This is a genomic window from Nonlabens antarcticus (assembly GCF_015356755.1).
Lineage (GTDB): Bacteria > Bacteroidota > Bacteroidia > Flavobacteriales > Flavobacteriaceae > Nonlabens > Nonlabens antarcticus.
Genome location: NZ_JADFCO010000066.1, coordinates 383,016 through 396,918 on the forward strand (window position 1 = coordinate 383,016; position 13,903 = coordinate 396,918).

Annotated in this window: 13 protein-coding genes; 4 read left to right on the forward strand and 9 right to left on the reverse strand. The window is 37.2% G+C overall.

Annotated elements, in window-relative coordinates; genetic code table 11:
- Positions 1 to 8: 8 nt before the first annotated feature.
- Genes IQ282_RS12835 through IQ282_RS12850 form a run of 4 tightly spaced genes read left to right on the forward strand, consistent with a single transcriptional unit; the run spans position 9 to position 4,002 of the window.
- Positions 9 to 2,318 (forward strand): TonB-dependent receptor, encoded by a 2,310-nt coding sequence (locus tag IQ282_RS12835; protein ID WP_194852271.1) that lies wholly within the window; start codon positions 9 to 11, stop codon positions 2,316 to 2,318.
- Positions 2,319 to 2,798, forward strand: coding sequence for a thioredoxin family protein (locus tag IQ282_RS12840; protein WP_194852272.1), 480 nt, complete (start codon positions 2,319 to 2,321; stop codon positions 2,796 to 2,798). It begins immediately after the preceding gene.
- Positions 2,799 to 2,809: 11 nt separating this feature from the next.
- Complete coding sequence (locus IQ282_RS12845) at positions 2,810 to 3,265, forward strand: tetratricopeptide repeat protein (RefSeq protein ID WP_194852273.1); 456 nt, start codon at positions 2,810 to 2,812, stop codon at positions 3,263 to 3,265.
- 8 nt (positions 3,266 to 3,273) lie between these two features.
- The gene (locus IQ282_RS12850; protein ID WP_194852274.1) at positions 3,274 to 4,002 is read left to right on the forward strand and encodes a VIT1/CCC1 transporter family protein; all 729 of its coding nucleotides are present in this window, start codon (positions 3,274 to 3,276) and stop codon (positions 4,000 to 4,002) included.
- Between the two features lie 41 nt (positions 4,003 to 4,043).
- Here the strand turns inward: IQ282_RS12850 and IQ282_RS12855 are convergent, their stop codons facing one another.
- The 9 genes from IQ282_RS12855 to IQ282_RS12895 all read right to left on the reverse strand — a co-directional run bounded on the left by IQ282_RS12855 (position 4,044) and on the right by IQ282_RS12895 (position 13,680).
- Positions 4,044 to 5,378, reverse strand: coding sequence for a sigma-54-dependent transcriptional regulator (locus IQ282_RS12855; RefSeq protein ID WP_194852275.1), 1,335 nt, complete (start codon positions 5,376 to 5,378; stop codon positions 4,044 to 4,046).
- Positions 5,379 to 5,381: 3 nt separating this feature from the next.
- Positions 5,382 to 6,461 carry a sensor histidine kinase gene (locus tag IQ282_RS12860; RefSeq protein WP_194852276.1) on the reverse strand — a complete coding sequence of 360 codons (1,080 nt, stop codon included), beginning with the start codon at positions 6,459 to 6,461 and terminating at the stop codon, positions 5,382 to 5,384.
- Positions 6,462 to 6,558: 97 nt separating this feature from the next.
- Positions 6,559 to 7,377, reverse strand: a complete 819-nt coding sequence (locus tag IQ282_RS12865) for a universal stress protein (protein WP_194852277.1) — start codon at positions 7,375 to 7,377, stop codon at positions 6,559 to 6,561.
- Positions 7,378 to 7,602: 225 nt separating this feature from the next.
- Positions 7,603 to 8,871 carry a chloride channel protein gene (locus IQ282_RS12870; RefSeq protein WP_194852278.1) on the reverse strand — a complete coding sequence of 423 codons (1,269 nt, stop codon included), beginning with the start codon at positions 8,869 to 8,871 and terminating at the stop codon, positions 7,603 to 7,605.
- A gap of 95 nt (positions 8,872 to 8,966) precedes the next feature.
- Positions 8,967 to 10,061 carry a mechanosensitive ion channel family protein gene (locus tag IQ282_RS12875; protein ID WP_194852279.1) on the reverse strand — a complete coding sequence of 365 codons (1,095 nt, stop codon included), beginning with the start codon at positions 10,059 to 10,061 and terminating at the stop codon, positions 8,967 to 8,969.
- A gap of 12 nt (positions 10,062 to 10,073) precedes the next feature.
- Positions 10,074 to 11,387: a Na+/H+ antiporter NhaA gene (nhaA, locus tag IQ282_RS12880; protein WP_194852280.1), complete on the reverse strand. Its 1,314-nt coding sequence runs from the start codon at positions 11,385 to 11,387 to the stop codon at positions 10,074 to 10,076.
- 313 nt (positions 11,388 to 11,700) lie between these two features.
- Complete coding sequence (locus tag IQ282_RS12885) at positions 11,701 to 12,180, reverse strand: Dps family protein (RefSeq protein WP_194852281.1); 480 nt, start codon at positions 12,178 to 12,180, stop codon at positions 11,701 to 11,703.
- Between the two features lie 257 nt (positions 12,181 to 12,437).
- Positions 12,438 to 12,947 (reverse strand): VOC family protein, encoded by a 510-nt coding sequence (locus IQ282_RS12890; RefSeq protein ID WP_194852282.1) that lies wholly within the window; start codon positions 12,945 to 12,947, stop codon positions 12,438 to 12,440.
- 10 nt (positions 12,948 to 12,957) lie between these two features.
- On the reverse strand, positions 12,958 to 13,680 hold the full coding sequence (locus tag IQ282_RS12895; RefSeq protein ID WP_194852283.1) for a DUF981 family protein: 723 nt from the start codon (positions 13,678 to 13,680) through the stop codon (positions 12,958 to 12,960).
- Positions 13,681 to 13,903 lie beyond the last annotated feature (223 nt).

Below are 13,903 nucleotides of genomic sequence, written 5' to 3' on the forward strand. Positions count from 1 at the left end.
TAGGTAGTATGAAAAATACAATTACTTTTCTTATTCTATTGATAGCGGCAACAGCGATCGCTCAAGATAATAAGGCAACTATAAAAGGTACCGTAACAAGCAACGGCAACCCAGTTTCTTTTGCAACCTTGTACATTAAAGGAGGTACAGAAGGAACAAATGCTGACGCAAACGGGAAATTCTCAATGAAAGCGACTTCTGGAAAAGTAACCTTGATAGCACAAGCGCAAGGCTATTCCGCTCAAGGGAAGAATTTAGACCTTACTTCTGGAACTGAAATTACGGTTAATTTTGAACTGGATGAAGGCGGGAATAGTCTGGATCAAATCGTAATAACAGGAACAAGAACTGCAAAGCGAAAAACCGACTCTCCAGTGATAGTAAACTTGATAAGCAGTAAAACACTAGAACAAGTCGTTGCTACAGATTTGTCTGAAGGATTACGATTTCAACCGGGATTGCGAGTAGAAACAGATTGTCAAACTTGTAACTACACCCAGCTTAGGATGAATGGATTGCAGGGTGGTTACTCTCAAATTCTCATTAATGGTCGTCCTATTTTTAGTCCATTAACCGGTCTTTACGGTTTGCAGCAAATTCCTACTAATATGATTGAGCGCATCGAGGTTGTACGCGGTGGAGTTTCTGCATTATATGGATCCAGCGCCATAGGTGGAACCGTAAATGTCATTACTAAAATCCCGAAGAAAAATGGCTACAGCGCTAACTATATGTATGAAAGTATTGATGGATCCTCAGATCAAACTTTGATTAACGGTAATGCCACAGTAGTAACGGATGATCGCAATGCGGGTGCAAATTTTTTCGTGAGCCGTCGTACAAGATCAGCTTACGATGCAAATGATGATAATTATTCTGAATTACCACAGCTTAAGGATAACACATTTGGGATGAATGCATTTTTTCTCCCCACAGATAATTCTAAACTAGAGGCTAGCTTTACCAGTATCTACGAATATCGTTATGGAGGAGAAATTGTTGATAAGCCGGCGTATCTCGCGCAACAGTCTGAAGAACGCACCCACAACGTAATTTTTGGTAGTCTGGATTATCAGATCAATTTTAACGAAGACAAAAGCTCACTCATATTCTATTATGGCGGTCAGCGCACTGATCGAGATCACTATACCGGGATTATTCCTGATGATGCTGCGGGACAACAAGACTTTTTTGCAGATCCTCCTTATGGAATTTCTGACGTAGTAACACATCAAGGAGGTGGTCAATACAACCATAAATTTGATGAATTTCTTGGAGGCAATACGGTTCTAACCGGTGGTGCAGAATATGTTTATGATGATGTCTTTGATGAGATTGAACCTTATAATTACTTGATTGATCAAACAACTAAAAACATAGGCGCATTTCTTCAAAACGACTGGGATATCAATGAAAATTTCAACTTCCTGACTGGCTTTAGAGTTGATAAACACAACCTTGTAGATCATGCTATTGTGAGTCCTAGAGCATCTTTACTCTATAAATTGGCAGAAACTACCCAATTCCGTTTAGGATGGGGAACAGGTTTTAGGGCACCACAATCCTTTGATACCGATTTACACATAGCATTTGCAGGAGGCGGAGTTTCAAGAATTTCCTTATCTGATGACCTTAAAGAAGAACGTTCTAACAGTTATACCGCTTCCGTTAACTACGATAAAGCTACAGAACACTTTATTGCGGGATTTACAGTAGAAGGGTTTTATACACATTTGGATGATGCTTTTTATCAGTTTCCGTTAGGAGCAGATGCGTTTGGGGAACGATTTGAAAAACGCAACGGTGATGGAGCAACGGTAAAGGGATTTACATTGGAAACCAGAGCTAACTTCGATTACGTAGTAGAAGTAGAGGCTGGATTTACCATACAATCTAGTTTGTATGATGAAGCTGTAGAAAACATTGAAGGATTACCTGCCAAAAGAGAATTTTTGAGAACACCTAATGACTATGGCTATGCGACATTGACTTGGAACCCTAACAGAAAACTTAGTGCGAGTGCAAATCTTGTATACACGGGTAAAATGGATATTTCTCACTTTGCTGGTGAGGGAACTGGACAGTTAGTGGATGAGTATGATGTTACTCCTTCCTTTACAGAATTGAGTTTACGACTGGGCTACAAATTTGAAATCCCGAGAGTGAGCACTGGAATGGAATTGTACGGTGGGGTAAAGAACGTCACTAATAGTTATCAGGATGACTTTGATACCGGTAAAAATCGGGATAGTAATTATGTATATGGCCCTGGATCGCCTAGAAGCGTTTACGTGGGATTAAAAATTAATTCCTTATAAATGTTGAAAAATTGTTTTTGTTTTCTTTTGATTGTTTTTGCAATAAGCCAGACCGCTTTCTCCCAAAAAGAGAGAGCGGTTCGCTGGCTTACATTTGAACAGTTGGAAGACTCGTTAGAGATCGCCCCTAAAAAAGTATTTATCGACTTTTATGCAGACTGGTGTGGACCCTGCTTACGTATGCAGAAAGAGGTGTTCACTGATAAAGCCGTTATTGATAAACTCAATAAGGAGTACTATGCGGTAAAGATGAATGTAGAAACGACAGATACCATCCACTTTGGTGGTCAAAAATTCATCAATGAGCGCAGTAAAAGAAGAAATCCAGTACATCAGATTCCTTTATTGATGGCACGTCAGAAAAATAAACCATTCTCGCTACCTGCGATGATTTTTTTAGATGAAAAATTTCTTGCGGAGGCACGTTACTTTCAATATCTAAATAGGGATCAATTCTTAAAAATACTTTCAAAATATTAAATAAAAATCCTATGAGCAAGTCAGAGCTTCTTCATTTAGAAAACGATTGGAAAGAAACTACTATGATGGGAAACGACTTAGTCGATTGTCTAAGCCGTCAAGCTTTGAAAGAATACAGTTCCGCTTTCGCGAAAGCGAAAAAATTAATGGTAAATATCAAGAGTTGTATCAATTTCAATATTCCTATAATGCATATCTATCTCATTTCCTGTAATAATCTTACGGAAGTTTACACTAAACTAGGTCAATGGGATATGGCAGAAACGATATGCCGCAGGTCCGTATTTTACACCATATTTCTTAGAAAAGATAAATCTCATTATTTTCTAGAAGAGGATTTGAATGCCTCTTTGACACGCCAGTTATTAATGTACAAGGAATTAACTATCAAAATAAGCCAGCCTAGTCGTTACAATCAAATTATTGAGGAAATTAAGCTTGATCCAAGTCACGCCTATTTCAACTAACTTGGCATATGAAGCACAACGAATCAAAAATTCATCGTCAAAATACGTTTTCTGGTAAGTTTGAGGCTTATTTAGGAGAGCTGGTTTACGGAGGGATTGATGGCTGTGTAACCACATTTGCCGTGGTAGCTGGAGCAGTAGGGGCAGGTCTGGATAGTTCCATCATTATCATTTTAGGTTTTGCAAACTTGCTCGCAGACGGATTTGCCATGTCCATAGGCGCCTATCTTTCTTCTAAGTCGGAAAAGGATAATTATGAAAAACATAAACAAATAGAATATTGGGAAGTTGATAATTTACCAGAAAAGGAGCGTGAAGAAATAAGAGAAATTTATGCTGCAAAGGGTTTCAATGGTGAGTTGTTAGAACAAATTGTAGATGGAATAACAGCTGACAAAGATCGCTGGGTGGACGTGATGATGAAGGAGGAATTAGAGATGGTAAAAGACGAGCGCTCGCCCATTTTGATAGGAGGAACAACCTATGCCTCGTTTTTGATTGTGGGTATTATTCCACTATTAGCTTACGTCTGGGACTTTGTAAATCCAGTGGCTGGTAATGTATTTATATGGTCCAGTTTTCTAACAGGAATAGGTTTTTTATCTATAGGTGTTTTAAAATCTAAAGTTAATCAAACCAGTCTTTTAAGAGGTGTGATAGAAACTCTTGCTTTAGGAGCAGTGGCCGCACTTGTTTCTTACTATGTGGGTGATTTAATTGAAAGCCTTATTTCTTAAAGTGTAATTTTAAAGGATGAATATTCTAGATTAAACATCACTTAGTCTTCCATTTTCAAACGTATTGTTTTACGATCTATACCTAAAATCTCTGCCGCTTTTGTTTTGTTATTATCGGTAGAATTCAGCACTTTTTGAATGTACCTTTTTTCCATACTTTTAAGAGAAACCAACTCATCTTCGGGAAAACTAATCTGAAATTTTAAGGAGTTGGGTAGGTGTTCGATTTCTATTATTTTATCACACATAATCACGCTGCGCTGGATCACGTTTTCAAGTTCGCGTATATTTCCCGGCCAGTCATAACGTTGTAAAACAGCGCTGGCATCTTTACTTATTTTGACGAATCTATCTTTGTATTCGACTCCATATTTAAAGAGGAATTTTTCAGTCAATAATGGAATGTCTTCCTTGCGCTCTCGTAAAGGTGCGACTTCAATTTCCACTACAGTCAATCGATAAAATAGATCTTCTCGGAAGTGATCCTTTTTAATCATCTCTTTCAAGTCACTATTAGTTGCCGCAATAATGCGAACATCTATTTTATCCGGTTTTTGTGCTCCGACCTTAACTACCTCTTTTTCTTGCAGAACTCTCAATAATCGTGACTGTACGGCTTTAGATGCATTTCCTATTTCGTCTAAAAAGATGGTTCCCCCATTTGCAGCCTGAAAGAAACCATCTCGATTTGTGTCAGCTCCTGTGAAGGCACCTTTGGTATAACCAAAAAGTTCAGATTCTAACAAATTTTCAGGAATCCCACCACAATTAACTGCGATAAAAGGTGCTCTCGCAAATTTTCCCTGATAATGAATCGCTCGAGCGACCAGTTCTTTACCCGTACCGCTTTCTCCTTTAATAAAAATGGTAGCCTTATTATTCTTAACCCGTTCAATGATCTGAATCACATCCTGAATCTTTTCAGAATTCCCTATAATTTCTCCATAAGCCTTAGTTTCTGCAGATTGGGCTTGAGACTTTTCTACAGATGTAGTGCTTTCTTTTTGAACTCCTAAAGATTTAAAAACAGCAGACTCCAGCTCGGCTTTAGTAAATGGTTTTGTCAAGTATTCTACTACCCCAGATTTAATGGCTGCTAGAGAGTCTTGTACCGATGGATAACCAGTTACTACGAGTTTAGGTAACTGCGGGTAATGTTCTGAAACAAATTTGATAAGCTCAGAACCATCAATTTCAGGCATTTTTAAATCAGTAATAAGTAAATCTATATTAGAATCCCGCAAGATCTGGACAGCTTCTTTTACAGATATCGCTTTGTACGTATGATAGTTCCAGGATTGTAAATGCCGTTGCAATAGCTCAAGAATATTGAGATCATCATCGACAATTAAAATATTCTCTTTTTGTAATTGCATGGTTTAGGATTTGGGCAACTCAACCGTAAAAGTCGCACCTTTTTTCTTGTTATTTACGGCGTTGATAGAACCATTATGACTGGCAACAATACCATGAACCACGCTCAAGCCTAATCCAGAGCCTTCTCCAGTGGGTTTAGTAGTGAAAAATGGCTGGAATATTTTATCCATCGCTTGTGGGCTTAAACCTGACCCTTCATCGCTAATTTTTAAAATTATATCCTTATCAGTTTGTTTAGCCTCGATAGTTACTAGACCGTCTTTGGGAGTAAAGTAGATCGCGTTAATAATTAAATTAAAAATGATCTGGGTAAGCTGTATGTTATCTGCTTTCAAAAGCATTTCCTCTTCATCAATTTTTACAATGTACTTTACTTGTTCTTTTCTAAATGTCGCATCTAATAGGGTAATAGCATTTTTAATACTGGGAACGATGTTAGCTTTAATCATTTCCTGTGGCATCTCACAGGCAAAAAACATCAATTTTTTTACTACTTCTCTAGAGAAGATAGCATTGCTAACAATCTTTTCTAAATCAGCAGATACTGTTTGATCTTTTTTAAAATCATCTTGCATCAATTCCGCAAAGCCTAAAATATTTGCAAGAGGCGTATTGAGCTCATGGGCGATGCCTGCCGTCAACTCTCCTAATATCGATAAACGATCAGCACGCTCCATCTGTCGTTTGAGGGATGTTTCATTCTGTTGTATTTCTATACGTTCTAATAAGTTACCGATTTTTTGAGCCACACTTTCTAATAGCTGGCGTTCTTCTATTAAGAATGAACTTCTATCATCTTTAAGCGACGCAGTTATGAAGCCATTTTCTTTATTAAAAACTTTAATTTCTGACGTGAGATTTATCACATCGTTTATGCTTCCAGTTTCAAAATTATAATGAACTGTTTTAATAGAAATTTCAGTCTGCTGCGGAAACTGAAATGCCTTTTTTAAACTTATGGCGATCGCATTAAAAGTTTCTTGAACTTGTGAAACGCCTGCATTCACAATAATTGAGGAGACCTCATAAAGGCAAGTAAGCTCTTTAATTCGTTCCTTTAATGCATCGTCAGTAGTATTCATAAATAAAGATTGATCTATGGTTGATATTATAAGATACTTTTAGATCAGGTCAAATAAGGTGGGCGATAACTGCAGTTCAACGTATAAATTTACCGCATTACATTTTAAAAGTAAGTATGGGAAATTCAGAATGATTTGCAAGATCTTCTGAAACGCTTCCTCTAAAAAACAGACTCAGTCCTTTTCTAGCGTGCGTGATCACTGCAATACAGTCTGCATTTTCTTCTTCCGCAATTTGTACGAGTCCATCCTCCACATTTACTCCTGCGACGAAATGTACTTTTTCATCTCCACCAGCCGCTGTAAATGCTTTGCGTTTTTCGTTGAATTCCCGCGATGTCGTAAACCCTTTTCCTGGGGTATTGATGTAAACGGGATGCACCGTACTTCCTATAGAATTACATAGTTTTTTCGCTTTCGCGAAAGCTGGAACGCTCTTTAAGCTCAAATTAGTCGCTAGAACCACGTTGTCGAGTCTGAATTTACTCGGTTCTGTTTTGATAATTAAAACTGGAGTGGCGCTATTTCTCACCATCTTTTCTGCATTTGATCCTGCAAATATTCCATCACTTATATTGGTGCCATTGGATCCCATTATGATAAGGTCTGCATCGACATCTGCCGCAACAAGATCTACTTCTTTATAGACTTTGTGATGTTTAATCATTGACTTGACCTTCACATCTTTTAGATAGTCTTTATCGAGAAAAGGTTCAAACTTCTTCTTTGCAAGCGCAAGTAGAAAAAGCATTTCGTTTGTATTTTGCGTATTTGAAATGGAATATAAAGAGTCAGAGACTTCTAACATATGTAGTACATGCAACGTGGCATCATGTCTTTTGGCAAGAATAGCACCGGTCTCAAGTGCATATTCTGAATGGAGAGAAAAATCTACTGGAATTATTATATCTTTCATGTCAAGCTGATTTTAAATGTTAGTTTAATTTACGACAGCTTATCTTGAATCTCATTTTCAGTAAAATAGGAAATGGTTTTCATATTAAGGCAGCGCTATACATTCTCTGTAAGATAAGAAGTTCTTTAGAATAGCCAAGTTCAAATAGTACTCTTAAAAGCGATTCAGTATAGATTTTCATTTATTCAATTTAGAAAAATTCAAAATCTCATATTAGAAACCCAATTATTCCTTATCCAACTGCGAACCGATAAAAGGCAGGCGAGGGGCTAGAAAATAACCGGTCAGACTTGCAAAGAGAATAGGTATAAAATAGGAAAAACCAGTCAATGTCGCTAGCAAAATCGTTGTACTCATAGGTGTTCTAGTTACACAAGCATTAATTGCTGCCATACAGCTGATGATTGCTAATGTCAAATTAGTACCTGGAGCAATATGATGGATAATTAAACCCATAGTTGCACCCACAAAAAATAAGGGTATGATGAAACCACCACGCCAGCCTGAAGTTACTGTAACTGCAATAGCGATAATTTTAAAGATCAATATTCCAAATAATAACGAAAGTGGGAAGCTTCCCTGAATCAATACGTTGATCTCATGATGTCCAAAATACCGCGTTAGAGGTAAATAATAAGCAATAGTACCTAGAACAATTCCTCCAATAAGGGTTTTTACATAAATAGGCATTTGACGTTTCTCAAATAGAATCTTAAAGAATTTTGTACAATAGATAAACCCCCAACCTACAGCAGTTGCGATAATAGCAAACAATACGGCATATCCAAAATCGAAGACTCCAGAATATTCATAAGTAGATAAATCCCAAGTCGCACCCAGACCCAATTGAATGATTAAGGCAAAGACGATATAACTAAAACTACTCGCTACTAATGCTGGAATGATAGCTTTGTAATATTCCACGGCATGCTTGTGATGAAGTATTTCTAAGGAAAACAAACTACCTCCTAAAGGCGCACCAAATAGTGCTGTAAATCCAGATGCCATTCCCGCGATACTTAAGGATCTTAATTCTTCTCCTTTGAGCCTGAAAATTTTTCCTAACCAAGATCCTGTGGAACCTGTTACTTGAACTAGTGGTGCTTCTGGTCCTAAACTCCCTCCAGATCCTACACAAAGTAGGGAGGATATAATCATTGATGGGTTATTCTTAGGATCTAGTTTCCCCTTATTGAATCTTATATTGTTGACAATAAGGTGAATCTCGCCTGGATCACCTATAAAATGGATCACGAGTCCAGCAAGTAAACCACTAATAGCCATTACTGGAATCACTAACCAACCGTCAAAAAATGCGAGTTGATGGGTCAACAATTCAAGAACTATCCAGTATAATCCTGCTATTGCTCCTCCCATCAAACCCAGTAATGCCCACAATAAAAACATCCGGCTAAATACAAATGGATTAAAACGTATGGGTTGATCCAGAATGTTTAAATAATTAATCAGTTTACGCCTCCGCTTTAATTTCATGCTACCGTCTTACTAAGAGTTTTTGCAAAAGTGCGAATAATAATGATAAGCGTTAATTACAAACGTTCTAAAATTGATCGGAATGTTTGAACTTGTTAAGCTGTGGTGTTCTCGTCACCCTTTATATAAATGTTTCTAGAAGGATAGGCAAGGTCTATGCCTACGGCATCAAAACGTTCCTTAATAGACTCATTAACGTCGCATTGCAACTGGAAGGAATCCCCAAAACTTCTAGACCACGCCCATGCGCGTATGTTTAAGGTAGAATCGTTAATTTTAGTCAAAGCAGTTCTTACGATAGGATTACCGTCCTTAATCTGAACCTCCGTGCGGTTGTCATAAATCAAAGGGTGTTTTTCACACTCTTCCCGCATGATTAATTTGGCCATTTTAACATCACTGTCATAGGATATCCCCATTTCTACAAACTCGCAACATTTGAGTTCTCCCAGATCATAGTTGATGAGCTTTTCCTTGTTGATAATGGAATTAGGGATAACAATCATTTTATTTTCAAAATTACGAATCACGCAATGACGCAACGTAATATCTGTCACCGTTCCCACCATGGTATCGTTAACCCTAACAACATCTCCTATTTTAAAGGGTTTGAAAGCGATTATAAAAACTCCTCCTACCACATTTGCAAGAGCTTCTTGAGAAGCGACACCAGCAATCAAAGCTAGAATACCAGCACCACCTAATGCCGTCTGAGCAACACCACGCAATGAAGGGAATGCGAGCAAAGCAAATAATATGCCTGTGAAATAAATGATAGCAACGGCTACATACCTAAGAAATTTGTAGCTGGTAGGGTCATCATTCTTCTGCAATTTTTCACGAACCTGTCTTTTAAACCACAGATTTGTGGAAGTAGCTGCAACAATTGTAACAACCCCAAGTATTCCCAGATAAAAGACTAATTGAAAATGACGGATTAATACAGCATCTTTTTCACGATTGACAAATACAAAGCTTATTGCAATCAATCCGAGTATAATCCATAATGTGTTGAGAATCCTTCTTATTAAATAAATTATAGGAGTGTTTTCTCCTGGAAACTCTTCCTGCTCTTTTTTAATCAACCATTTTTGAACCAGATTTGTAACAATCCGTAACACAATTACCATAACGATGACACCCGCTATCCATATAATATGGTCTTTGTAGTCTGTCAAAAAATTGTCCATTTAGAGAAAAAATTATTTAGCAGTTTTCTTTAAGGTGCTCTTGTCAAATCGTAAAATCAAGTAACCTACAGTTCCTGAAATAACCGAGGCTATCAAAATTCCGATTTTTGCCGAGTCAATGTACTCTGGTTTTGATAAGAATGCAAGACTAGAAATAAATATGGCCATCGTAAAGCCTATCCCTGCTAGAAAGGAAACGCCTATGATTTGCTGATTGCTAATATCACTTGGCACCTCAATCAATTTTATCTTCTTTGCAATAAAAATAACGATTGGGATTCCTAGTCCTTTCCCTAAGAAAAGACAGATGATAATTGTGATTATTAAGGCTGTATCTAGTTCAACTCCGCTACTAACCATCACACCCGCGTTTGCTAGAGCAAAGACAGGAATGATAAAATAAGCTACCCAGCCATGTAGAGTATGTTCTAGATGTTGCAGTGGCGATTGAAACCTTGTCGTCCAGCTTTGTAGGTTATCCACATGCTCTATTTGCTCGTTAGACAATATAGGTTTTTGAAGGATGGTTGCTTTTTTAATTCTATCATAGATTCCCTCTAGTTCAATCAAGAAGGTTTTGGTATGGATTTTTTGTCTAATAGGAACAGAGAAAGCCAGCATAATTCCTGCCACAGTAGGGTGTATTCCTGCCTTTAGAAACAAAAACCAAACTATAAATCCGACAAAAATTAAAACAAATTTTGAGTAGTAGCCCTTCCAGCTCATGAAATATAAGGCTGCAAGTAAGGCTAGCGCGATCAATAAAAGGGTAAGATTAAGAGCGCCACTATAGAACAGAGCGATAACCAGCACTGCACCTATGTCATCGACAATAGCAAATGCCGTGAGAAAAATCTTAAGGCTCAAAGGAACTCGCTTCCCTAAACTATTTAATATAGCAAGCGAAAAAGCAATATCCGTTGCCATGGGAATTCCCCAGCCATCTAGCGTTTCTGGGTTTTGATTTAAAAGGAAAAAAAACAAGACTGGAATGACCATTCCACCTACTGCACCAAAAAGCGGGAATGCTATTTTTTTCGCCGTGTTAAGCTCTCCTATTATCAACTCTCGTTTAATTTCAAGTCCTATTAGAAAGAAAAATATAGCCATTAAACCATCATTGATCCACAAAATCAAAGGTTTTGTAAACTCAAAACTATCAGTGGCAATACCTATCTCATATTGCCATAACGCATTATAACTATCACCTAAAGAAGAGTTCGCCCACACAAGAGCTACTATAGTGGCAAATAATAATAGAATACCACTGAAACTCTCAATTTTAATGAATTTTTGGAATGGAGTAAGGAAAACGTTTTTAATCATAATTGGGTTTGGGTGTAAGCGCTACAAAATAAGAATACCGCTGGTTTTTTTTAGACTTATGGCTAACTTTTTATATTATTATTTTTAGTAAGGAACGTGATTTTAATGTGAGGCTTCTCCATTTGTAATAAACCTGTCATCGAGGTGCTTAGCCGGTCTAGTATATTCAGTAAAGAGGTTTTGATGTACATTAAAGGTAGAACCAACGTAATTATTCAAAAATAAAAACCGGCATGTGTACTAATAAAAAGCACACAGCCGGTTTAAATCCTTAAAAAGGTTGTCTCTATTAGAGTTCCAAAAGGAATTGAACCTAAACTTTAGCGACGGTAGCTCTAAACATCCACGCCATCTCTTCATGTTCTTGCATTAATCCCGTTAAAAAATCTGCTGTTCCTACATCTTCAAATTCGTCTTCTATTTTAGCGATGTTTTCACGTAAATACTTGATAATAACGTCGTGATCCTCTAGTAATGCTGCGGTATATTCTAGAGCAGTATTATCTCCATCATATTTCTCGGTAAGGTGGGTTAGATCTAAATATTCTTTTAATGTCGCAGGAGCATAATGGCCTATTTTTCTCATGCGCTCAGCCACACTATCTGTGAATTTTTTGATTGCGTTGTAGTGTACTTCAAAAAATAAATGCTTAGTGTGAAAATCATGGCCTTCAAGATTCCAGTGTGCTTTCAAGGTTTTTGTGTATAGCACAAATTCATCAGCTAGCAATTTTGCAAGTATATCTGCTACTGCTTTTCTATTTTCCTGTGTTATTCCGATATTAGTTTTCATAGTCTTTTTTTTGATTATTAAGTTTTAATTTCAAAATGAGTATCGAACCTCTAGCTCTTATTAAAGCTTTGATAAATCAAAATAGAACCTCGATATCATTCATTACAATTTAACTCGATAGGGAGTGTGTTTGCGTTAAGAGGAGTGTAAATTTATTTAGAATTTTATATGTTTTAACGGTTTGTAAATCCTGTAAAATCTATTCGCATCATAAAACGCAATCGTTGATTTTTAGACTTGAGAAGAAAACAATACGTCTATATAATCGGCCCTTCTGGACCTATATTATGTAGTTCATAAGAATGAGAGTAAATCTCAATGGTATTGCCAAAAGGATCCTCGCCGAAAGCCATTAGATATGGTTTTTCATCAGGATATTCTAGCTGTGGTTCCATAACTATTTTTCCTCCGCCAGCTACAATGCGATCTAATAACTCTGCCGGGTCAGGATGTTGTAAACAGAAATGATGAATTCCTGTTTTGAAAGGGGTGTTAACCGATTCTAATGTTTTATTATCTCCAAATTGGAAAAATTCAAAACCTACTCCAGCACCATTAGATAGATGGGCAAAACGGAATGATCTCCAGCCATTTCCATAAATAAGTTTACTGATACGGTTTAAATTGTTTTCTTGATTTTCCTTCACCTCGATAGGTCCAGAAATGTGATACCATCCCATAACCTCCGTATAAAATGAAATTGCTTTTTCAAGATCTGGAACGGTGATTCCTATATGTGAAAAACTTACTGGTGTTATTTTATTCATAGAGTTCATATTATGCCATGGTATTAACTATTAATCCGATATGTGTAAAATAATTGAACGCGCCGAAAATTAGAAACACTAATCCTAAACCGTAAAGTAGTACGTATGAAACCTTCAACGTGTTATTAATGGAAACCTTTCCAGCAGCAAAGCGACTAAAAACGGAAGGCATTAATAAGGCAGCAATTCCCGTTAGTGCCCACAATCCTGATATAAAAATAGCCTCGACCATAGGGTAATCAGCAAACTGACCGCTGATAGGTTCCTCAGGCGGAGCGGCAAAAAGTTGATATTTAACTCCTGCAACTGCAATTCCTATCAATGCTAAACCCATGCCGTAGAAGAAATATTTCATATGACGAGCTACAGATCCTATGGCAATTAGTGGGTTTTCTGTTGTTTTTAAAAGGTCCGATTGTTTCCAGAAGTACAAAGAGAATGCGAGAAGTAACGTTCCTAGCGCAAGTGATGGTTCACCAAAAACGATATTGTCAAACGGGAAGTATTTTGCCAATGGCCAGGTGAGAGTCATATGTAATCCCGTCAGGAAAAGGATCAATCCTAAAACTCCTAAATTAAGCGCCCACCCAATAGGTTCTGCTTTTTTACCTGACAATAAATCTCTACCTATGACTGTGATGGAGCACAAAGCGGCACCTACTGCCACACACATAATCGTATTGTACGTGGGCATGCTGGCCCAGTCGATAATCAATCCTTGGTCGTCTTGCATTTAGTTTTGAGTTGTTATTATTCTGTATATAATTCCGCTTTCGCGAAAGCGAATTTCTTTCAATATCCAGCCTAAATTTAAAATTATACAATTAGTTTAAATGTTATTAGTACGCTAATGTTTAAATGGAAACAAATTTTCTAATGGTTATTCTTTGAAATTACAGCTAAAAAGAAAACCGGCGTGAAAGCTTGCCGGTTTTACAATTAAAAAGATTACCAAT